Source organism: Aeromonas sp. 62-46, assembly GCF_001898585.1.
Lineage (GTDB): Bacteria > Pseudomonadota > Gammaproteobacteria > Enterobacterales > Aeromonadaceae > Aeromonas > Aeromonas caviae.
The window spans coordinates 221,739-243,063 of record NZ_MKUI01000058.1; the positions used below are offsets into that span (position 1 = coordinate 221,739).

The window sequence follows — 21,325 nt, forward strand, 5'->3', positions numbered from 1 at the left end:
TGCCAGGCTGCCAAGCCAGATGAAACCCGTTACAGTGTGAACATGCCCCAATGGACGGGGTACTCATGGAGCCAGGTATGGCAAGACAGCTCTCTGTTCACACACTTTCCTTGCTGGCGGTTATTGCCGGCGTCTCTGCCGGTCTTGTGACAAAGGCCCGTGCCAGCGACGAGAGCCTGGTTCAACAGCGCGCCAACGCCGTCGTCTCCCTGATGAGCTACGCCGTGGTGCCGGATATCACCGCCAGCAACCTGGATATCGGCAGCGGCACCAACGACACCTCCGCCCTCACCATCACCCAGCTCGGGGGTGGCGCCACCCTGAGCAAGGATGTTCCCCTCTATCTGGAGGGCACCCTGGGTTACAGCCGCTACGATCCCCAGTTCGTGTTCACCGATGGCAACGAGACTCGCACCATTCCCACCAAATGGAACAGCCTGAGCGCCACCGGCGGCATCGGCTGGGATGTCGGCGTCCACCGGGATCGCTTTGGTGGCAATCTGGTGCTGCGGCCCATCGCCAATGTCACTCTGGGCACGGTGGCCAGCGACCTTCGCATCGGGGCCGCCCTGCTCGAGCACCGGAGCGGCAAGAATCTGGACTTCCTCGACGGCGGCACCCTCAATGTCTATGGCCTCGGCGGCTCATTGATGCTGGACTATGAACTCTTCTCCGCCGCCCAGGACATCGATGCCGAGCTGCGCTACTCCTACCAGCATCTGCAAAGCTTCACCGGCACCGCCGAGAGCGTCAGCGGTCAGGCCGATGCGGAAAACCTCGGGCTTTACCTGCGCCGCCGCGCCCCCCTCTGGGACTGGACCCTGCTGGACAGGCCCCTTCGCTACGTGCTGGAAGGGGCCAGAACCGAATACCTGGGGCAGCAACGGGGGCTGCTCGGTTTCAACAGCCTCAACTCCCTGGGACTTGGCCTCGAACTCGACAGCAGCAAGTACGACATCTTCATCACCCGCACCCGGCTGGTGGCCCGCTATATGTTCAGCAACAGTACCAGCGGCTACTCCATCGGACTGGCGATGAGTTTTTAGCCCTCTCACGCCATTGGCCTTCTCTGCCTGTACGCCATGGTGGATGCCCCTCTGGAGCCAAAATTGCGTGATGTACCGCCCAGTTGATAAAGATTGTTCTTCGTTCCTGCACACCACTCACTACAGTCATGCTTTGTCGCCCACTCAACTCCATCTGGCACCAGTGGGCCCCATGTTCATTGCCAGCCAACAGGACTGGCTAGTAGCGCCGGATATGGCTTCGACAACCAAGGAGGAATGAGATGGATGTGACCAGTCTGCTGGCACCGTTGCTGACCAAACTCTGGTTTGTGTTCCCCTTGCTGTTGCTGGCCACGATAGTCAAAAGCCCCTGGTTCAAAGGGATGGTCGGGGAGTGGTTTCTCAATCTCTGCCTCGGGCTCTTTCTCGACAAACGGGAATATCACCTGCTCAAGGATGTGACCCTGCCGATTTCTCAGGGCACTACCCAGATAGATCATGTGATTGTTTCGCGGTTTGGCCTGTTCGTGATCGAAACAAAAAACATGAAAGGATGGATATTTGGCAATCCGGCCCATAAAAGCTGGACTCAGCAGATATATCGCCGCAAGCATCGTTTTCAAAACCCGCTGCATCAAAATCATCTGCACGTCATGACCCTGAAGGCCCTGTTGGGCCTAGCGGATCAGCAACTGCACTCAGTGATTTACTTTATTGGCGACTGTACTTTCAAGACGCCAATGCCGGACAACGTCATGAACCGTGGATTGATCCGATATATCAAGGAGAAGACCACACAGGTATTGACCCCTGCCGACATCATCCAGGTGGTCAAGACCATCCAGCAAACACGATTGACTCCCAACTGGCAGACCCACAGACAACATGTTGCACAACTACAACTAAAGGCGCGCCACCTGGCGCCCTCACGAAAATCGCCCTCTGCTACCCTTCTGGCTGACAATACGACTGCCTCCTCTCGCATCCTGCCTGCTCCCACGGAGCAGAGTCCTGCATGCCCCCGATGTGGCAACCTTATGGTATTGCGTACCGCCAGCCGAGGGGAGCATAAAGGCACCCAGTTTTGGGGATGCAGCGGATATCCAAAATGCAGGGGGATGAAATCATTCAAAATTACACGCTAGAAAAATAACCGCGGTACAGACCTGGCAACCATGGGGCCATAATCACAAACCCAAATAACCTCTATTCAAAGGAATTGATGAATGAGCATAAAAAAAATATCGGTAACAATGGTGATCGCCAGCATGAGTATATTGCTGACATCCTGCGCATCTGACCCGCAGCCAACATGGAGACAAGAGGGCGTGTCACACGATGACACTCTCACTGCATTGTCTCAATGCAAATATGAGATCCGTCTGAACAATATCTCTGATGAGGAAAAAAACGAAGTCATCACCGATTGTATGCAGGCCAAGGGGTATCGCTGGAGAGCCTATTAATGACTTCAGCCGGTTGTCATTAATCATGGCAACCGGCTGTTATATTTCTTACTGACCAAACGCCTCATCACTTAATTGTCGCCATCTTCCGTACGCAGGATTGCTCCCTGTCATCCACCCGCTTGGCAAACCAGGCGGTGGTGAGGTTGCGGGTGATCTTGGGGCTCTTTAGCTGGATGCCGGGCAGCACGGCGCGGGGTTGGCGCTTGCCCGCCTGCTGGTCGGCCAGGGTAAAGACCCGATGATAGAGGTCGGTCTGGGAAAAGTCGCTGCTGTCCCCCTTGAGCAGGCTCTGGTGGATGGCCTGCTTGCTCATGTTGACGCGGCTGGCGATGCTGTGGACCGCGAGTTCGGTCTTGCCGGGCAGATCCGAGTCGTAGCGGATGAGATCCCCGTCCAGGGCCAGGGGCTTGCCACTCACCCGGCTTACCGCCGCCTGGAAGGCCGCATTGCGGCTCGCGTACCAGCCCGCATTGAAGTCGGCGAAGCGATAGAGGGTATCCGGGTAGTCGGCGGGATAGCCGAAGATGTGCCTGGTGCCAAACCAGATGCCGCCCCGGCGGGTAAAGACTTCGTGGCGGATGGACTCCTTGACGGGATAGGGGTAGCCACGGGCGTTGGCTTCGGCAAAGGCGACGCTCACCTGCATGGGGCCGCCGGTGCGCACCGGGTTGAGGTTGCCAAAGAGCTGCTTGCCCATGGGGACGCTGCCTATCATGTCTTCGAAGATCTCGCTCATCTCCCGCTCGGTGCGAAGTTTGTCGATACGCTCGGCATAGCTCTTACCGGTGGGGGATTGGATGGAGAGGGCCGTGCGCACCATGAACTCGGGGATCAGCAGCTTGCCGGCCCGGGCATTGATCTCCTTCCAGGCAATCTTGTTGAGGTTGGGCACCACGGGGTCCGCCTGATAGGTCGCCTCCTGCTCCGCCACCGCCAGCACGCTGCAGACATTGTGATCGCTCACCGTCAGCCCCTGGGTGGTGAGCGCCGTCACCACGTCATTGGCCCAGCCCGGCTTGTCCACCACGTTGCGCGGCAGGAAGCGCACGATACGGCTCTTCATGTCGGCCGGTTTTTGCGGCTGCATCGCCTTGGGAATGGGGCGCCCCGCCGGCGTCGCCGGGCTGGTCGGGGCGGGAGGCTCGCTGGCACAACCCGACAGCAGGGCAAGGGAAAGCAGTGACAGCCAGCGCCAATGGGCATCAAACAAGGAGTGAGAGGGGATCATGAAGGCTTCCTGAAGAGAGGGACCTGCCCCTCACCGCGAATGAGAGGGCTCGAATGCATGGAGGCGGACATTGTAGGGAACAAGTCTGACAAGATGAAGGCGGATGAACCTGCTGGCCCGCTGGCTGCGGCATCCCCTGGCGTCATCACGCCAGCTCCACCCGGTTGCGTCCCAGGTGCTTGGCCTGATAGAGGGCGAGATCGGTGCGCTGGAGCAGGGCATCCACTCCCTCCCCGCTCTGGCTGATACCCAGGGCAAGGCTCACGGTGAATCTTACCCCGTCACCTGAGACCAGCTCTTCGGTCGCGCACCTTATCTGCTCCGCCAGCGAACGGGCCTTGTCGCCCGTCATGCCGGGCAGCCAGATGGCAAACTCCTCTCCCCCAAGGCGTGCCACCACCCCATCCAATGGGCAGAGCTGGCGCAGCAGGGTGCTGAATTCACGCAGCACATTGTCGCCAATCGCGTGGCCATAGCGATCGTTGATCAGCTTGAAGTGATCGAGATCCAGCAGCAGGAGCGGCGTCCCCTCCTCTCCGTGCGCCTCCAGCACGGCGCGAAACGCCCGGCGATTGGAGAGCCCGGTCAGCTCGTCTGACATGGCGAGAGAGGAGAGCCGCATCTGGGTGCCATACATCTGCTGCACCATCAGCAGCACACCCCAGGCCGAGGCCAGCATGCCGATCGTGCGCAGGCTGTCTTCCACCGTGGAGAGCCACCAGGGCTGGAAATAGACTTCATCCATCAGATCGATGACGCCAGAAACGAGCCAGAGGATCAGCCCGCCGTTGAGGGAGATATAGGTTCTCAAGGTGATCTGGGCACACTGCACCACCCAGAACATGAACATCAGGGTCAGCACGTTGAGCGCTTCGGCCAGAGCCCCGACGGTATAGAGGTTGTGCTCTGCCAGGGGATCAAAGCTGACCCCGGCCAGGATCCCCGTCAGCAGCAGCAGACAGGGCAGGCTCACCAGCGCGAGACGACGGCAGGGAGGAAGCGAGAAGAACCGGGCGGGGTGAACGGATAACCTGAGGGGAGTCTTCATCATGTTTTGGGCTCCAAGCGCGCATGTCTTCTATCCCGAATGGCAGCCGTTGGCTGCCATCGCCAGCGAACCCCGACGGCATTCCTGGTGGCAAATCACTGATATTGTGGGCCGATTTTTCCATAAAAAACAATCCCCTCACCATATGGGTCAGGGGATTGTTGCAACGGGGACGGCGCGATCTGCCGTGACATCGGGGTGGGCGGCCCTTCCCTGCTCGCCCTCACGGCAAGCGGGCAGTGCCGCCTCAGGCGCTCTGGCGCAGGGCCTGATGCTGGGCGGCGCCGTTGATCACCGCCTGCAGGGAGGCGTTGACCACGTCGCGACCGACGGCGACGCCACACATCCGGGTGCCCTCGACGCTCAGCAGCACATAAGCGGCGGCGCGGGATTCGGTGCCGGCGGTGAGCGCATGCTCGGAGTAATCCAGCACATCGATGTGCATGCCGGTCTGACGCTGCCAGCCGTTGACCAGGGCCGTGATGGCACCCTCCCCTTCACCGCACAATTGCAGGGTGCCGTGGGGGGTCTGCAACTCCAGGCGCAGGCTCTCCTGACAGTCATGACCGAGCTGGAAGCGCCCGATGCGATAGCCGTGGGCCGGCTCAAGATAGTGCTGCTCGAACAGGGTGCGGATCTGCTCCGGGCTGATTTCGCTGCTGCTCGCCTCAGCCTCGGCCTGCACCCGGCGGCTGAAGTCGATTTGCAGCCAGCGCGGCAGTTGCAGACCGAGGTCACGCTCCAGCAGATAGGTCACCCCTCCCTTGCCGGACTGGCTGTTGATGCGGATCACCGCCTCGTAGCTGCGACCAAGATCGGCAGGATCGATGGGCAGGTAAGCCACGTCCCAGTAGTGATCCGGTTTTTCTGCCGCGAGAGACTTGCGGATGGCGTCCTGGTGGCTGCCGGAAAACGCCGTGTAGACCAGCTCGCCGGCATAGGGGTGGCGCGGGTGCAGGGCAATCTGGGTGCAGGCCCCCACGGTGGCGACGATGGCATCCATGTCAGACAGGTCCAGCTCGGGGTCAATCCCCTGGCTGTAGAGGTTCATGGCCATGGTGACGATGTCCATGTTGCCGGTGCGCTCCCCGTTGCCGAGCAGGGTGCCCTCGATGCGATCCGCCCCCGCCAGCACCGCCAGCTCGGCGGCGGCCACCCCGCAGCCTCTGTCGTTGTGGGTGTGGATGGAGATGCTCACCTCGGGTCGCGCCTTGAGGTTTCGGCAGAACCACTCCACCTGATCCGCAAACACGTTGGGGGTGCTCACCTCCACCGTGGCGGGGAGGTTCAGGATCATGGGACGGGCAGCGGCACGCCACTCGTCGATGACGGCGTCACACACCTCGACGGCGAACTCCACCTCGGTGCTGCTGAAGCTCTCCGGAGAATACTGGAAACTCCACTCGGTGCCCGGATTGCGGGCCGCATACTCCCGCACCCAGCGCGCCCCCTGCACGGCGATGGCCTTGACCCCGTCCTTGCCTGAGTTGAACACATAGTTGCGCTGGGTCGGGTTGACCGAGTTGTAGACGTGAACGATGGCCCGCTTCGCCCCCTTGAGCGCCTCGAAGGTGCGGGCGATCAGATCTTCGCGCGCCTGCACCAGCACCTGGATGGTGACGTCATCGGGGATGAGGTTGCGCTCGATGAGTTCGCGCACAAAATCGAAGTCGGGCTGGGAGGCCGCCGGGAAGCCCACCTCGATGTGCTTGAAACCGATGTGGGTCATCAGCGCCCACATTTGCAGCTTCTGGGCCACCGTCATGGGCTCGACCAGCGCCTGGTTGCCATCGCGCAGGTCCACGGCGCACCAGAGCGGTGCCCGCTCCAGTACCCGGTTGGGCCACTGGCGATCCGCCAGGTTGATCACGGGGGCACGGCGGTATTTGCGATGATCGAAGCTCATATTCAGATTCCCTTGACGGATGGGCGAGGCGCCGGACGACCGGGCCGACAGGCGGGTGGGGCAAGGAGGGGAAGCGGGTTGGTGCGGTAACACCGTCCCTGACGAGTCGCGCGGCGGTAACCCCGCGACCGGTTTTCCTGCGGCCCCCGTCGGTCACCGGGGCCGGCCACGGCAGCCGGATGGGGCTGCGGGCGCTGATCCTCTCGCACGCCACCTTTCGGTGTGTCGGCGCAGACGACCTTGTTTGTATGAGCACCCAGTATAGGGAGGTCGTGGGGGCGAGAGATTGCGAAGATTGCACCCCATCATGCCAATTCAGCAATATTGATGCAGTGAAAGTTCATTCATGGGGTGAGTATCACCACCCATGATGAATTATTCGCCATCTCACCCATCTTCCTTGAAGGCGTTTCCCCGGAAGTGGCAGGGCGCAGGCAATAAAAAACCCCGCCGTTGCTGGCGGGGTTTGCGTGCATCGAGCGGGCAGTGTGCTGCCGGTGCTCTTAGCGGTTGTTCACCTTCTCATGCAGCTCCTGCACTGAGTTCACATTTGCGGTGGCATCGACACTGATGGCCATGCAGGTGGCGAAGGCCGCATGCAGCGTGGTGGTGTAAGCCACCTTGTGCTGCAGGGCGCCACGGCGCAGCTGCTTGGAATCCTCGATGGCCTGACGACCCTCGGCGGTGTTGACGATGTAGGTGTACTCGCCATTCTTGATGCGATCCAGAATGTGCGGACGACCCTCGTGCACCTTGTTGACCAGACGCGGGTTGATGCTCGCCTCGCCCAAGGTCACGGCGGTGCCGTGGGTGGCGTCGAGGTCATAGCCCAGCTCCAGCAGCTTGGCGGCCAGGTTGACCACCCGTTCCTTGTCGCCGTGGCGAACGGACAAGAGGGCGCGACCTTCGCTCGGAACCTGGTGACCGGCACCCAGCTGCGCCTTGGCATAGGCCTCGGCGAAGCTGCTGCCTACCCCCATGACTTCACCGGTGGAGCGCATTTCCGGCCCCAGCAGCGGGTCCACACCCGGGAACTTGGCGAACGGCAGTACCACTTCCTTCACCGAGTAGTAGGGCGGGATGATCTCGGTGGTAAAGCCCTGTTCTTTCAGGCTCTGACCGGCCATGACGCGGGCGGCAATCTTCGCCAGCGGGGCACCGGTGGCCTTGGAGACGAAGGGCACGGTACGGGCGGCACGGGGGTTCACCTCGATGAGGTAGATCTCGTTGTCTTTCACCGCGAACTGCACGTTCATCAGACCGACCACGCCGAGTTCCAGCGCCAGCTTGCGTACCTGCTCGCGCATCTCGTCCTGGATGGCCTTGGACAGGGTGTAGGGCGGCAGGGAGCAGGCGGAGTCACCGGAGTGGATACCGGCCTGTTCGATGTGCTCCATAATGCCGCCGATGACCACGTCAACACCGTCGCAGATGGCGTCCACGTCCACCTCGGTGGCGTCGTCCAGGAAGCGGTCCAGCAGCACCGGCGACTCGTTGGAGACGCTCACTGCCTCGGCGAAGTAGCGGCGCAGGTCCTGCTCGTCATAGACGATTTCCATGGCGCGGCCACCCAGCACGTAGGAGGGACGAACCACCAGCGGGTAGGTGATGCGCGTGGCCAGTTGCACGGCCTGCTCCAGGGCGGTGACGGTGCCGTTTTCCGGCTGCTTGAGCCCCAGGCGCTCGACGGCGGACTGGAAGCGCTCGCGATCTTCCGCGCGGTCGATGGCATCCGGGCTGGTCCCGATGACCGGCACGCCGTTCGCTTCCAATGCCCGCGCCAGTTTCAGAGGAGTCTGGCCGCCGTACTGGACGATGACGCCCTTGGGCTGCTCGACCCGCACGATTTCCAGCACGTCTTCCAGGGTCACAGGCTCGAAGTAGAGACGGTCCGAGGTGTCGTAGTCGGTGGAGACGGTTTCCGGGTTGCAGTTGACCATGATGGTCTCGTAACCGTCTTCGCGCAGGGCCAGGGCCGCGTGCACACAGCAGTAGTCGAACTCGATGCCCTGACCGATACGGTTCGGGCCGCCACCGATGACCATGATCTTGTCGCGGTTGGTGGGGTTGGCCTCGCACTCCTCGTCGTAGCTGGAGTACATGTAGGCTGTGTTGGTGGCGAACTCGGCCGCGCAGGTATCGACCCGCTTGTAGACCGGGAAGATGTTGTGGCGGGCACGCAATTTACGCACTTCACCTTCGGCCACGCCGAGGATCTTGGCCAGACGGGCGTCGGCAAAGCCTTTGCGCTTGAGGGCGCGCAGGAAGTCGGCGTCAAGACCGGCCATGCCGCGCTCTTTCACCTGCTCTTCCAGCTTGACCAGCTCTTCAATCTGGACCAGGAACCAGGGGTCAATCTTGGTCAGCTTGAACACGCCGTCCATGGAGAGGCCGGCGCGGAAGGCGTCGGCGATGTAGAAGATGCGCTCGGCACCAGCATCCTGCAGCTCGTGACGGATGCGGGTCAGGGAGTCGGGGGCGTTCAGGTCAACCATGGGGTCGAAGCCGGTCTTGCCGGTCTCGAGACCACGCAGGGCCTTGTGCAGGGACTCCTGGAAGTTACGGCCGATGGCCATCACTTCACCGACGGACTTCATCTGGGTGGTCAGACGGTCGTTGGCACCGGCGAACTTCTCGAAGTTGAAGCGCGGCACCTTGGTCACCACGTAGTCGATGGCCGGCTCGAAGGAGGCCGGGGTACGACCGCCGGTGATGTCGTTCATCAGCTCGTCCAGGGTGTAACCGATGGCGAGCTTGGCGGCGATCTTGGCGATGGGGAAGCCAGTCGCCTTGGAGGCCAGCGCAGAGGAGCGCGACACCCGCGGGTTCATCTCGATGATGACCATGCGGCCGTCTTTGGGGTTGATGCCGAACTGGACGTTGGAGCCGCCGGTCTCGACGCCGATTTCGCGCAGCACCGCCATGGAGGCGTTGCGCATGATCTGGTACTCCTTGTCGGTCAGCGTCTGGGCTGGCGCGACCGTGATGGAGTCACCGGTGTGGATGCCCATGGGGTCGAAGTTTTCGATGGCGCAGACGATGATGCAGTTGTCGTTGCGATCCCGCACCACTTCCATCTCGTACTCTTTCCAGCCGATGAGCGACTCGTCGATGAGCAGCTCCTTGGTCGGGGAGAGATCCAGACCGCGCTCGCAGATCTCCACGAACTCTTCGGTGTTGTAGGCGATGCCGCCGCCCGAGCCACCCATGGTAAAGGAAGGACGGATGATGCAGGGGAAGCCGACCATCTGCTGCACACCCCAGGCCTCTTCCATGTTGTGGGCGATGCCGGCACGGGGGCACTCGAGACCGATGCTGCGCATGGCCTTGTCAAAGCGGGAGCGATCCTCGGCCTTGTCGATGGCGTCGGCGGTGGCGCCGATCATCTCGACACCGAACTCCTTGAGCACGCCATGCTGCTCCAGCGCCAGGGCGCAGTTCAGCGCAGTCTGACCACCCATGGTGGGCAGGATGGCGTCCGGGCGCTCTTTCTTGATGATCTCGCGCACCACTTCCCAGGTGATGGGCTCGATGTAGGTGGCGTCGGCCATCTCCGGGTCGGTCATGATGGTGGCCGGGTTGGAGTTCACCAGGATGACGCGGTAGCCCTCTTCTTTCAGGGCCTTGCACGCCTGGGCGCCGGAGTAGTCGAATTCGCAGGCCTGACCGATGACGATGGGGCCGGCGCCGAGGATCAGGATGCTCTGTAGGTCGTTACGTTTTGGCATGGCTCTCTTTATCCTCTTAGGCGCGATACTGCTTAATCAATTCAATAAAGTGGTCGAACAGACCGGCACAATCGTGCGGGCCCGGGCTCGCTTCGGGGTGACCCTGGAAGCTGAAGGCCGGACGGTCGGTGCGATGGATGCCCTGGAGCGACCCATCGAACAGGGAGACGTGGGTGGCACGCAGGCACTCGGGCAGGGTCTGCTCGTCCACCGCAAAGCCGTGGTTCTGGGCGGTGATCATCACGGTGTTGTCGTCCAGACTCTTCACCGGGTGGTTGGCACCGTGGTGGCCGAACTTCATCTTGATGGTCTTGGCGCCGGAGGCCAGGCCCAGCAACTGGTGGCCCAGGCAGATACCGAACACCGGGGTGCTGGTATCAAGGAAAGCCTTGATAGCTTCGATGGCGTAGTCGCACGGCTCGGGGTCGCCGGGACCGTTGGAGAGGAAGATGCCATCCGGGTTCATCGCCAGTACCTCGGCGGCCGGGGTCTTGGCCGGCACCACGGTCAGGCGGCAGCCACGGTCCACCAGCATGCGCAGGATGTTGCGCTTCACGCCGAAGTCGTAGGCCACCACGTGGTATTTCAGCTCATCGGCCGCCGGGGTGACGTGACCCTTGCCGAGCTGCCAGCTGCCTTCAGTCCAGCTGTAGGATTCGCTCACGGTCACTTCCTTGGCCAGGTCCATCCCCTTCAAACCGGGGAAGGCGCGGGCCTGTTCGAGGGCATGGGCTTCATCGAGCTGCTTGCCGGCCAGGATGCAACCGGCCTGGGCGCCTTTTTCACGCAGGATGCGGGTCAGCTTGCGGGTGTCGATGTCGGCGATGCCAACGATGTTGTGAGACTTGAGGTAATCGGAGAGGGATTGCTGATTGCGGAAGTTGGAGGCCAGTATCGGAAGGTCCCGGATGATGAGGCCCTGAGCATGGACCTGACTGGACTCTTCATCTTCGCTGTTGGTGCCGGTGTTGCCTATATGGGGGTAAGTGAGGGTAACGATCTGACGGGAATAGGAGGGATCTGTGAGGATTTCCTGATAACCCGTCATCGACGTGTTGAAAACCACTTCACCAACGGAACATCCCTCGGCGCCTATCGACACGCCTTTGAACACAGTTCCATCTTCCAGCACTAGCAATGCAGTGTGATTCAAGACAACCTCCAGTTATTTAGCTTTAAATTCAGCAATTTACCTGGGTGTTGCGGGCTCGGTTCCGGTCTTTGACAGGACTCGAACCCGGCAGATTTCTGGCAAATTGGGCGCATTCTACTTAAAAACGATCTCATTTCAACGTCTTTTCTCGTTTGAAATGCATCTAAATTCAATAAACAAGCAACATTACCCATTATCTATGCACTCACTCGCTTTGCAACCCCCTCTTCAAAAAGAAAAGCCAAACACAGACCACAAAGCGGCACCCGATGCCATGCAACGTACAAAAAACCAAATTTACCACTTAATAAACAGCAAGATATAAAATTAAAAAATAAACAACACAACAGCAAAAACACCATTTGAAGCCAGAAAAGTGAACACCAAGAATAGAAAACGTTTTTCTTGGATTGCATTTTTAGTCTATTTCACATCAGGGCGAAATGCCCCCCGCAGGGGAATATTGAGACCCAAACCCGTTACCCCTTGATGACATTTTTGTCGCAAGAGGGTGGCAGGCTTGTAAGAATGGCAGGATTTAGCGAGGTTCACTCAAAAAGTGATGATTAAGGCTTATTTCTACAAAAAAGTGACAAAAAACCCCGGCGGACCGGGGTTTGGCAAACAGTACGGGAGTCTGCACTCCCCCTGAAGACGGTTTATTTCAGACCGAGCACATCCTGCATGTCATAGAGACCGGCCCCTTGCTGGCCGAGCCACTTGCCCGCCCGCACTGCACCGTTGGCGAAGGTCAGACGGCTGGAAGCCTTGTGGCTGATCTCGACCCGCTCGCCGATGTCGGCAAACATGACGGTGTGCTCCCCCACCAGATCTCCGGCGCGGATGGTGGCAAAGCCGATGGTGTTGCGATCCCGTTCACCGGTGATCCCCTCACGGCCATAGACGGCGCACTCTTTGAGATCCCGGCCCAGGGTTTTCGCCACCACTTCTCCCATGGAGAGCGCAGTGCCGGATGGAGCATCCACCTTGTGTCTGTGGTGCCCCTCGATGATCTCGATGTCGGTGTACTCCCCCATCACCCTGGCCGCCTGCTCCAGCAGCTTGAACACCAGGTTGACCCCGACCGAGTAGTTGGAGGCGAAGACGATGCCGATCTGCTTGCCCGCCTCGCGAAGGGCCGCCTTGCCCGCCTCGTCAAAGCCGGTGGTGCCGATCACCATCCGCTTGCCATGGGCCAGGGCGAAGGCTAGGTTAGCCAGGGTCACCTCGGGACGGGTAAAGTCGATGATGAGATCGAATTCGTCCTTCACCTTCTCCAGACTGTCGCTGATGATGACGCCAAGGCGCCCCAGGCCGTTGAGTTCACCCGCATCCAGACCGATCACGGCAGAGCCCGGTCGTTCCAGCGCCGCTCCCACCACCACGCCCTCGGCGTTGGCGATAGCCTCCAGCAGCACCTTGCCCATACGACCATTACAGCCCATCACGGCCACACGGATCGGATTGTCCATCTCCACCCTCTCATCTCTTTATTATGGAAAGAGACCGTTTTACCAGCCCGCGCCCCCTTTGAAAAGCCCGATCTGGCCCGCCAAACCACCCCGACATTTAAACGATAAATTCATTAAAAACAGAATAAATAACGGAATAACTAGTCAAGTCAGAATCACGAAGCAAAAAGCCCTATCCATCTGGACGGCTATCTTGACCCGGGCGGGCCGACTCACTACTGTTGGCCCCCCATGGTGGCAGGATGCCCGCCCTGTGCCCGCCCTGGAGGCGCCACAGGCAACGACAGGAGGTCATTGTTCAAGTTTCGAGGAACACATGATCCAGACCCAACCCCGTGCCAGAGCCCTGCTGCCCCTTCTGGTCTTTCTTGCCCTCTTCATCGGTACCGGTACCTGGCTGACCCTGCAGGGGGTCGAGTTCGCCTTCTACCAGCTCCCCGCCCCCGTTGCCGCCCTGCCCGCCGTCATGCTGGCCCTGCTGATGGGACGCGAGGGGTTCAACAAGAACCTCGAGACCTTCTTCAAGGGGGTGGGCGAGAGCAACATCATGGCCATGTGCCTCATCTATTTGCTGGCGGGCGCCTTCGCCACCGTGGCCAAGGCCACCGGCGGGGTGGATGCCACGGTCGCCCTCGGCCTCTCCCTCATTCCGGGCTGGTGCCTGCTGCCGGGGCTCTTCCTCATCTCTGCCTTCATTGCCACCGCCATGGGTACCTCCATGGGCACCATCGGCGCCGTGGCACCGGTGGCGCTGGGCGTCGCCCAGGCCGCCGGCATCGATCCGATGCTGATGGCGGGGACCATCCTCTCCGGCGCCATGTTCGGGGACAACCTCTCCATCATCTCCGACACCACCATCGCCGCCACCCGCAGCCAGGGCTGCGAGATGAAGGACAAGTTTCGCGAGAACATCAAGATTGCCGCCCCCGCCGCCGTGCTGGTGATCCTGCTCTATCTGGTGCTGGGCTCCACCGGTGAAGCGCCGGCCCCCACCGCCGAGGCGGACTTGCTCAAGGTCGCCCCCTATCTGCTGATCCTGGTGCTGGCCCTCTCTGGCATGAACGTCTTCATGGTACTGGGGCTCGGCATCCTGGCGGCCGGTGGCGTGGGGCTGCTTGGCAGCTACTCTCTCGGCCAGTTCAGCAAGGACATCTATCAGGGCTTTACCAGCATGCAGGAGATCTTCCTGCTCTCCATGCTCATCGGCGGTCTGGGTGCCCTGATGGAACGCCAGGGGGGGCTCGCATGGATAAGTGAGCGCATCGCCGCCCTGATTGCCCGCTTCACCCGCCACCACGATGGCGAACAGAACGAGAAGGCGGCCGAGCTCGGCATCGCCGGCGTGGTGAGCCTCACCAACCTGTGCACCGCCAACAACACCGTGGCCATCATAGTCGCGAGCAAGGTGGCCAGGGATCTGGCGGACCATCACGGGGTCACCCCGCGCCGCGCCGCCTCCATGCTGGACATCTTCTCCTGCGTGGTACAGGGGCTGATTCCCTGGGGCGCCCAGGCGTTGCTGCTGGGTTCCATCTTCGCCCTCTCGCCGATCCTGGTCGTGAGCATGAGCTTCTACCCCATGGCGCTGGCCCTGGCCGCCATCGTGGCCGTCTTCCTCAAGCACCAGATGGGCGCAGTGGCTCCCGCCCCCCACCGTTCCTGACACCCGACCTCAGGGGCCGCCCGGCTGGCGGCCCCGCCATCGGCTTTTCATCCCGTCGGCCCCTTGCTAAGGTAGCGCCAGCCCACCTTTGCCCAGGAGTCCCCATGCCGGATACCCAACCCGAACGCCAGAACCTGCGCCAGCTCATTCGCCAGCGCAGAAAAAGCCTGAGCCAGGCCGAGCAGCAGGCGGCGGCCCAACAGCTGGTCGAGCGCTTCCAGGAACATCCCGGCATCCTCGCGGCCAGGCGCATCGCCCTCTATCTGGCCAACGACGGGGAGCTCGATCCCCTGCCCGCCATCCACTGGCTGTGGGCCCGGCAAAAGGAGGTCTACCTGCCGGTGCTGCACCCCTTCACCCCGGGTCACCTGCTCTTCTTGCGCTACACCGCCACCACCCCCATGACCCGCAACCGCTACGGCATCGCCGAGCCCGAGCTCGACGTGCAGCAGGTGCTGCCCCACAGCATGCTGGACATCATCTGCACCCCGCTGGTGGCCTTCGATGAGGCTGGCAACCGCCTCGGCATGGGGGGCGGCTACTATGATCGCACCCTCGCCTGCTGGCACGAGCACCAGCTCGGCCCAAGACCCCTGGGGCTCGCCCACGATTGCCAGCAGGTGGATGCCGTCCCCCGGGAGCAGTGGGACGTGCCGCTCCCCCAGATCATCACCCCCAGCCGCAGCTGGCACTTTGCCTGATGAGGCGAGGGCGCCCCCTTCGGTTCAATAAACAGGCAAACGATTTACATCTTGGGGATTTTTGCGCCGGAACGTGAGCACCATGGTCGCTCTGGGGGGGATGCTTGGATATAATGCGCCCGCTTTTTCCATAAGGATCCATCATGACTCAAGATGAAATGAAGAAGGCGGCCGGTTGGGCTGCGCTCAAATACGTGGTACCCGGCACCATCGTCGGGGTGGGCACCGGCTCTACCGTCAATCACTTCATCGACGCACTGGCGACCATGAAAGACCAGATCAAGGGCGCGGTGTCGAGCTCCATCGCCTCCACCGAGCGCCTCAACGGTCTCGGCATCCCGGTGTTTGACCTCAACGACATCGATGCCCTCTCCGTCTACGTGGATGGTGCCGACGAGATCAACGCCAGCCGCGACATGATCAAGGGGGGCGGCGCCGCCCTGACCCGCGAGAAGATCGTCGCCGCCGTGGCCGACCAGTTCATCTGCATCATCGACAACACCAAGACCGTCGACGTGCTGGGCACCTTCCCCCTGCCGGTGGAAGTGATCCCCATGGCCCGCGAATACGTGGCCCGCGAGATCCGCGCCCTTGGCGGCAACCCGGTGTGGCGTGAAGGGGTGGTGACCGACAACGGCAACATCATCCTGGACGTCAAGGGCATGGCCATCACCGATGCCAAGGCTCTGGAAACCCGCCTCAACAGCATCGTGGGCGTGGTCACCAACGGCCTGTTCGCCCACCGTGGCGCCGACGTTGTGCTGATCGGCACCCCCGAGGGTGTGATCACCAACTAAGGCCCGCTCCCCGGACCTCTCCCTCCGGGCAAGCCCCCGCCCGGGTCAGTCAATCTGACTGCCCCAAATGGACAACGGCGCCTCATGGCGCCGTTTCTGGTTATCCCTCAATGGGTTGTAGCAGCACATCTGCAACAATCGTTGATAACTTCAAAGAATTTGACTTTCGTCACAAATATTCCCTCTCCCAAACGTTTTTGCTACTTTACGGTTTTCTTCACACTACAAGCCTGAACGCATTTTTCAAAACAATAGAGGGAACGTCATGACAGCCAAGTTTTCGCTGGACAAGGATAAGATCAAGGTACTGCTGCTGGAGGGAGTCCATCCCAACACGGTGGAGACCTTTCGGGCAGCCGGCTACACCAATGTGGAATATCTGAAGACGTCCCTGTCGGAAGAGGAGTTGATCGAGCGCATTCGTGACGTGCATTTCGTGGGCCTGCGTTCACGCACCCAGATCACCGAGAAGGTGCTGGATGCCGCCACCAAGCTGGTGGCCATCGGCTGCTTCTGCATCGGCACCAACCAGGTCTCCCTCGACGCCGCCCACGTGCGCGGCATCCCCGTCTTCAACGCCCCCTTCTCCAACACCCGCTCCGTGGCCGAACTGGTACTGGGGGAGATCCTGCTGCTGCTGCGCGGCATTCCCGAGAAGAACGCCAAGTGCCATCGCGGCGTTTGGGAGAAGCTGGCCAACCGCAGCGTCGAAGCCCGCGGCAAGAAGCTCGGCATCATCGGCTACGGCCACATCGGCACCCAGCTTGGCATCATCGCCGAGATGATCGGCATGAAGGTCTATTACTACGACATCGAGAACAAGCTCTCCCTTGGCAACGCCATCCAGGTGCCGAACCTGGTGGAACTGCTCAACATGTCTGACGTCATCAGCCTGCACGTACCGGAAACCGCCTCCACCAAGGATCTCATCGGTGCAGAGCAACTTCGCATGATGAAACCGGGCGCCATCTTCATCAACGCCTCCCGCGGCACCGTGGTGGACATCGACGCCCTGGCCGACGTCATCAAGAGCGGCCACCTCTCCGGCGCCGCCATCGACGTCTTCCCGGTGGAGCCCAAGTCCAACGACGAGGAGTTCCTCACCCCGCTGCGCGGCCTGGACAACGTGATCCTGACCCCCCACATCGGCGGCTCCACCCAGGAAGCCCAGGAAAACATCGGTCTGGAAGTGGCCAACAAGCTGGTCAAATACTCCGACAACGGCTCCACCCTCTCAGCGGTCAACTTCCCGGAAGTCTCACTGCCCGGCCACAAGGGCTCCAGCCGCCTGCTGCACATTCACCGCAACCAGCCCGGCGTGATGAACCAGATCAACCAGATCTTCGCCGACGAGGGGATCAACATCGCCGGTCAGTACCTGCAGACCAGCAGCGAGATCGGTTACGTGGTCATCGACGTCGAAACCGAGCACAGCGAGAAGGCCCTGGCCCGTCTCAAAGAGATCAATGGCACCATCCGTGCCCGGATCCTGCACTGATAAGCCCTTATCTGCGCAGCAAAAAGCCCGTCGTGATGACGGGCTTTTTTATGTCAGGAGAAAGGTTGCTCTCGCAACCTACCACCAGCCCAGCAGGTTGCGGCCCACCAGGGCTCCCCACACCAGGGCATTGAGGGCCAGGGCGATGAAGACGGCGGCGGAGCCCAGATCCTTGGCGCGGCCCGAGAGTTCGTGATGCTCGGAGCCGATGCGATCCACCACCGCCTCCACGGCGGAGTTGAGTACCTCGACGATCACCACCAGCCAGCTGATGCAGACGAGCAGCAGGATCTCGTTGAGGGAGTCACCTATCCAGAATGCCAGCGGCATCAGCAGCAGGATGAGCACCAGCTCCTGACGGAAGGCGGCCTCGTTGAACCAGGCCGATTTGAGACCTTTCATGCTGTAACCGGTTGCGTTGATGATGCGGGTGATCCCGGTCGCGCCTGGCTTTGCCACGATAACTACCTCATTTGAAATGGCTTTTGGGTTCACATCCTATCAGAGCCGCCCAAGGTTTCCATCGGGTGACTTTTGCTTTATTTTATTCCCTTGCATTTTGGCATCCCGCCCACCTTATCCACTCGAGAATTGAGTCGTATGTCCATTCACACCGATGAATTGCGCACCCGTCGCCTGGAGGCCCTGATCACCCCCAGCGAGCTGGCGCACGCCTTCCCGTTAACCGACACCATCGCCCAGAACCTGCTGGATGCCCGCCGCCAAGTGGAAGCCATTCTGTCCGGTGAGGATCAGCGCCTGCTGGTCATCGTCGGCCCCTGCTCCATCCACGATCCCGCCGCCGCCCACGAATACGCCCTGCGTCTGAACACTCTGCGGGAAGAGTACAAAGAGAGCCTGTGCATCGTGATGCGCACCTACTTCGAGAAGCCGCGCACCATCGTCGGCTGGAAGGGGCTCATCAATGATCCGCGCCTGGACGGCAGTTTCGACGTCAATGAAGGGCTGAAACTGGCCCGCAAGCTGCTGGTGGACATCAACGAGACCGGCATGCCCACCGCCACCGAGTTCCTCGACATGGTGACCGGCCAGTACATCAGCGATCTCATCACCTGGGGCGCCATCGGGGCGCGCACCACCGAGTCCCAGGTTCACCGGGAGATGGCCTCCGCCCTCTCCTGCCCGGTGGGGTTCAAGAACGGCACCGACGGCAACACCCGCATCGCCATCGATGCGGTGCGCGCCGCCCGTCACAGCCACATCTTCTACTCCCCGGACAAGGACGGCAAGATGACCATCTACCGCACCGCCGGCAACCCCTACGGCCACGTGATCCTGCGCGGCGGCCACCGTCCCAACTACGACACTGCCAGCATCGACGAGGCGTGCGAGGCTCTGGCCCAGGTGGGCCTGCCGGAGCGCCTGGTGGTGGACTTCAGCCACGGCAACAGCATGAAGGATCATCGCCGCCAACTGCTGGTGGCCCAGGATATCTGCGATCAGCTGCGCCGCGGCCGCACCGGCATCGCCGGCATCATGGCCGAGAGCTTCCTGGTGGAAGGGCGTCAGGACGTGGAGAACGGCTGTGCCGCCACCTTCGGCCAGAGCATCACCGATGCCTGTCTGTCGTGGAGTGACACCGAAACCCTGCTGGCCATGCTGGCAGAAGCCGCCCAGGTGCGGCTGGACAAGCAGAAAGCCTGAGCAACCGCTCAACGCTCTCTCTACCAATTCAAAGAGCCAGGCATCACGGATGCCTGGCTCTTTTCATTTCCACGGTGATTCACTCGCCCCCCTTGGCTTCACTCAGCCTCTGCAGGTTTTCAATGCTGTATCAGTGGTAGACGGAGCGGCTCCCTTCTCCCGCTTGTTTCAAAAGAATGGGAGAAGGGCGGGGGATGAGGGGGAAGCCCGCCTCACAGGCTCGGCATAAACCAGGTGCGGCCAGCCGCCTCGATACGATCGGTACGGATCTGGAACACCCGCTCCAGCAGCGCCTCGTCGATGATCCCGACGCCCCCTTCCCCCACCACGCGGCCCTGTTGCAGGCAGAGCACGCGATCCGCCCAATCGATGGCCAGATTGATGTCGTGGATGGCCACCACCACCAGCAATCCCTGCGCGGCCAGTTGCTTGAGCAGCCGCAGCAGCGCCATCTGGTGATGCAGATCCAGCCCCGCCAGGGGTTCATCCAGCAGCAGCACCCGCCCGGTCGGATTGAGGCTTGGCCACAGTTGCAGCAGGGTGCGGGCGATCAGCACCCGCTGCTGCTCCCCCCCGGACAATCGGCTGAAGTCCCGAGCCAGCAGAGGCGCCAGTTCCAGGGCGTCGCACACATCCGCCACCGCCTGCGCCTGGGCATCGGGGCCCCCCTCCTCCAGCCCCAGGCTCAGCACCTGGAACACCGGGATGTGGAACAGCTGGGGCTGGCGCTGGGGCAGCATGGCGCGCCGCGTTGCAAGCTCGGGCCAGCTCAGGGTCGTGATGACCTCTCCTCCCAGCAAGACGGCGCCATCGGCGGGCAGCAGGCCCGCCAGGGCTCCGAGCAGGGAGGACTTGCCGCTGCCGTTGGGGCCGAGCAGGGCCACCAGCTGACCGCCGGACCAGGCGAGATCCAGGGGGGCGAGGCGATGGGGGATGGCCAGGGCGCGGGCCTCCAGCCGCCAGGGGGCGGGATCAGCGGGACACATCGGCATCTTGCCTCAGCAGCAGATAGATAAAGAGCGGGGCGCCCACCGAGGCGGTGATAACCCCGATGGGCAGTTCACCGGCGTGCAGCGCCGAGCGGGCCACCAGATCGGCCCCAAGCAGCAGGGCGCCGCCCCCCAGCGCCGAGGCGGGCAGCAGGAAGCGCTGATCGCTGCCACCGCACAGGCGCAGCAGGTGAGGCACCACCAGGCCGACGAAGCCGATGACGCCGCACAGGGAGACCGCCACCCCGGTGAGCAGGCAGACCGCCAGCACCAGGCGTACCCGCATGCTGTCCACGTTCAGCCCCATGAGGCGGGCCTGAGTCTCTCCCAGCAGCAGTTGTTGCAGTGCCCGCCCCTGCCAGCAGAGCCAGCCGAGGGTGAGGGGCAGCACCAGCCACCACCAGGCGAGCTGCTGGCTGCCGTAGGCGAGGCTGCCCATCATCCAGAACATGAATTCCCGCAAGGCGCCGTCGTCGGCGAAATACATCAGCCAGGTCATGGCCGCATTGGTGAGGATGCCGATGGCGACCCCGAACAGCAGCAGCCGCCCATGGCCGAGCCGTGCCCGGCGTGCGAGACGGATGAGCAGCATGGTCACCACCAGGGCACCGCCAAAGGCCGCCAGCGACAGCCCCCAGCCCGGCAAATAGAGCCCGAGCCCCTTGGCCACCGCCATCGCCACCATGGCGGCCAGCCCAGCGCCGCTCGAGACGCCAAGCAGGCCGGGTTCCGCCACCGGGTTGTGCAGCATCACCTGGAGCACGGCACCACCGCAGGCAAGGGAGGCCCCCGCCAGCAGGGCCAGCAGGGCGCGCGGCAGGCGCAACTCCAGCAGGATGCGCAGCTCCAGATCCCCCAGCGGCTGCCAGGGCAGCAGCACGAACTCCCCGAGGGCGAGGGAAAGCAGGAACAGGGCCAGGGTCAGCAGCGACAGCAGGAGCAGCCAGCGGCGCTGCCAGCGCTGCTGGCGACGGATGAGAGCGAGATACACGGGATCCCCA

Annotated in this window: 17 protein-coding genes; 8 read left to right on the forward strand and 9 right to left on the reverse strand. The window is 61.9% G+C overall.

What is annotated here, in order from left to right; translation table 11 throughout:
- The first annotated feature begins 77 nt into the window (after positions 1-77).
- The 3 genes from BGO64_RS18795 (at position 78) to BGO64_RS18805 (ending at position 2,473) form a co-directional block, all read left to right on the forward strand.
- Positions 78-1,046, forward strand: a complete 969-nt coding sequence (locus BGO64_RS18795) for an autotransporter domain-containing protein (RefSeq protein WP_286701178.1) — start codon at positions 78-80, stop codon at positions 1,044-1,046.
- A 242-nt stretch (positions 1,047-1,288) separates the two neighbouring features.
- Positions 1,289-2,152 (forward strand): nuclease-related domain-containing protein, encoded by an 864-nt coding sequence (locus tag BGO64_RS18800; RefSeq protein ID WP_286701179.1) that lies wholly within the window; start codon positions 1,289-1,291, stop codon positions 2,150-2,152.
- A gap of 81 nt (positions 2,153-2,233) precedes the next feature.
- A complete protein-coding gene (locus BGO64_RS18805) occupies positions 2,234-2,473 on the forward strand; it encodes a hypothetical protein (protein WP_286701180.1) in 240 nt (79 codons plus the stop codon).
- Between the two features lie 67 nt (positions 2,474-2,540).
- Here BGO64_RS18805 and BGO64_RS18810 read toward each other — a convergent pair whose 3' ends face one another.
- From BGO64_RS18810 to dapB, 6 genes are all read right to left on the reverse strand, one after another.
- Complete coding sequence (locus BGO64_RS18810) at positions 2,541-3,704, reverse strand: DUF1615 domain-containing protein (protein WP_286701181.1); 1,164 nt, start codon at positions 3,702-3,704, stop codon at positions 2,541-2,543.
- Positions 3,705-3,849: 145 nt separating this feature from the next.
- Positions 3,850-4,755 (reverse strand): GGDEF domain-containing protein, encoded by a 906-nt coding sequence (locus BGO64_RS18815; protein WP_286701182.1) that lies wholly within the window; start codon positions 4,753-4,755, stop codon positions 3,850-3,852.
- A gap of 244 nt (positions 4,756-4,999) precedes the next feature.
- On the reverse strand, positions 5,000-6,658 hold the full coding sequence (leuA, locus tag BGO64_RS18820) for a 2-isopropylmalate synthase (protein ID WP_286701183.1): 1,659 nt from the start codon (positions 6,656-6,658) through the stop codon (positions 5,000-5,002).
- Positions 6,659-7,161: 503 nt separating this feature from the next.
- Complete coding sequence (carB, locus tag BGO64_RS18825; RefSeq protein ID WP_010675188.1) at positions 7,162-10,386, reverse strand: carbamoyl-phosphate synthase large subunit; 3,225 nt, start codon at positions 10,384-10,386, stop codon at positions 7,162-7,164.
- Positions 10,387-10,402: 16 nt separating this feature from the next.
- Complete coding sequence (carA, locus tag BGO64_RS18830) at positions 10,403-11,539, reverse strand: glutamine-hydrolyzing carbamoyl-phosphate synthase small subunit (protein ID WP_010675189.1); 1,137 nt, start codon at positions 11,537-11,539, stop codon at positions 10,403-10,405.
- A gap of 659 nt (positions 11,540-12,198) precedes the next feature.
- Complete coding sequence (dapB, locus tag BGO64_RS18835) at positions 12,199-13,011, reverse strand: 4-hydroxy-tetrahydrodipicolinate reductase (protein WP_286701184.1); 813 nt, start codon at positions 13,009-13,011, stop codon at positions 12,199-12,201.
- 316 nt (positions 13,012-13,327) lie between these two features.
- Here dapB and BGO64_RS18840 point away from each other — a divergent pair, with 316 nt between their 5' ends.
- The 4 genes from BGO64_RS18840 to serA all read left to right on the forward strand — a co-directional run bounded on the left by BGO64_RS18840 (position 13,328) and on the right by serA (position 17,670).
- The gene (locus tag BGO64_RS18840) at positions 13,328-14,674 is read left to right on the forward strand and encodes a Na+/H+ antiporter NhaC family protein (RefSeq protein ID WP_039040381.1); all 1,347 of its coding nucleotides are present in this window, start codon (positions 13,328-13,330) and stop codon (positions 14,672-14,674) included.
- Between the two features lie 104 nt (positions 14,675-14,778).
- A complete protein-coding gene (locus tag BGO64_RS18845; protein ID WP_039040382.1) occupies positions 14,779-15,375 on the forward strand; it encodes a 5-formyltetrahydrofolate cyclo-ligase in 597 nt (198 codons plus the stop codon).
- 143 nt (positions 15,376-15,518) lie between these two features.
- The gene (rpiA, locus tag BGO64_RS18850) at positions 15,519-16,172 is read left to right on the forward strand and encodes a ribose-5-phosphate isomerase RpiA (RefSeq protein WP_286701185.1); all 654 of its coding nucleotides are present in this window, start codon (positions 15,519-15,521) and stop codon (positions 16,170-16,172) included.
- Positions 16,173-16,437: 265 nt separating this feature from the next.
- Positions 16,438-17,670: a phosphoglycerate dehydrogenase gene (gene serA / locus BGO64_RS18855; RefSeq protein ID WP_039040384.1), complete on the forward strand. Its 1,233-nt coding sequence runs from the start codon at positions 16,438-16,440 to the stop codon at positions 17,668-17,670.
- A 78-nt stretch (positions 17,671-17,748) separates the two neighbouring features.
- Here the strand turns inward: serA and BGO64_RS18860 are convergent, their stop codons facing one another.
- On the reverse strand, positions 17,749-18,129 hold the full coding sequence (locus BGO64_RS18860) for a diacylglycerol kinase (protein WP_286701186.1): 381 nt from the start codon (positions 18,127-18,129) through the stop codon (positions 17,749-17,751).
- Positions 18,130-18,270: 141 nt separating this feature from the next.
- Between BGO64_RS18860 and BGO64_RS18865 the strand changes: the two genes are divergently transcribed.
- Positions 18,271-19,335, forward strand: coding sequence for a 3-deoxy-7-phosphoheptulonate synthase (locus BGO64_RS18865; protein WP_010675196.1), 1,065 nt, complete (start codon positions 18,271-18,273; stop codon positions 19,333-19,335).
- A 212-nt stretch (positions 19,336-19,547) separates the two neighbouring features.
- Here BGO64_RS18865 and BGO64_RS18870 read toward each other — a convergent pair whose 3' ends face one another.
- Positions 19,548-20,321, reverse strand: a complete 774-nt coding sequence (locus BGO64_RS18870; RefSeq protein WP_201888464.1) for an ATP-binding cassette domain-containing protein — start codon at positions 20,319-20,321, stop codon at positions 19,548-19,550.
- Complete coding sequence (gene btuC / locus BGO64_RS18875; protein ID WP_039041213.1) at positions 20,308-21,315, reverse strand: vitamin B12 ABC transporter permease BtuC; 1,008 nt, start codon at positions 21,313-21,315, stop codon at positions 20,308-20,310. The genes BGO64_RS18870 and btuC overlap by 14 nt, the downstream gene beginning before the upstream one ends.
- Between the last annotated feature and the right edge of the window lie 10 nt (positions 21,316-21,325).

Excerpts from the sequence above, each read along its gene's own strand:
- BGO64_RS18800 (WP_286701179.1), top strand. The coding sequence starts at position 1,289 with ATGGATGTGACCAGTCTGCTGGCACCGTTGCTGACCAAACTCTGGTTT.
- BGO64_RS18805 (WP_286701180.1), top strand. The coding sequence starts at position 2,234 with ATGAGCATAAAAAAAATATCGGTAACAATGGTGATCGCCAGCATGAGT.
- BGO64_RS18865 (WP_010675196.1), top strand. The coding sequence starts at position 18,271 with ATGTCCATTCACACCGATGAATTGCGCACCCGTCGCCTGGAGGCCCTG.
- BGO64_RS18795 (WP_286701178.1), top strand. The coding sequence starts at position 78 with ATGGCAAGACAGCTCTCTGTTCACACACTTTCCTTGCTGGCGGTTATT.
- BGO64_RS18810 (WP_286701181.1), bottom strand. The coding sequence starts at position 3,704 with ATGATCCCCTCTCACTCCTTGTTTGATGCCCATTGGCGCTGGCTGTCA.
- leuA (WP_286701183.1), bottom strand. The coding sequence starts at position 6,658 with ATGAGCTTCGATCATCGCAAATACCGCCGTGCCCCCGTGATCAACCTG.
- BGO64_RS18870 (WP_201888464.1), bottom strand. The coding sequence starts at position 20,321 with ATGTGTCCCGCTGATCCCGCCCCCTGGCGGCTGGAGGCCCGCGCCCTG.
- BGO64_RS18840 (WP_039040381.1), top strand. The coding sequence starts at position 13,328 with ATGATCCAGACCCAACCCCGTGCCAGAGCCCTGCTGCCCCTTCTGGTC.
- serA (WP_039040384.1), top strand. The coding sequence starts at position 16,438 with ATGACAGCCAAGTTTTCGCTGGACAAGGATAAGATCAAGGTACTGCTG.
- dapB (WP_286701184.1), bottom strand. The coding sequence starts at position 13,011 with ATGGACAATCCGATCCGTGTGGCCGTGATGGGCTGTAATGGTCGTATG.
- carB (WP_010675188.1), bottom strand. The coding sequence starts at position 10,386 with ATGCCAAAACGTAACGACCTACAGAGCATCCTGATCCTCGGCGCCGGC.
- rpiA (WP_286701185.1), top strand. The coding sequence starts at position 15,519 with ATGACTCAAGATGAAATGAAGAAGGCGGCCGGTTGGGCTGCGCTCAAA.
- BGO64_RS18815 (WP_286701182.1), bottom strand. The coding sequence starts at position 4,755 with ATGATGAAGACTCCCCTCAGGTTATCCGTTCACCCCGCCCGGTTCTTC.
- BGO64_RS18845 (WP_039040382.1), top strand. The coding sequence starts at position 14,779 with ATGCCGGATACCCAACCCGAACGCCAGAACCTGCGCCAGCTCATTCGC.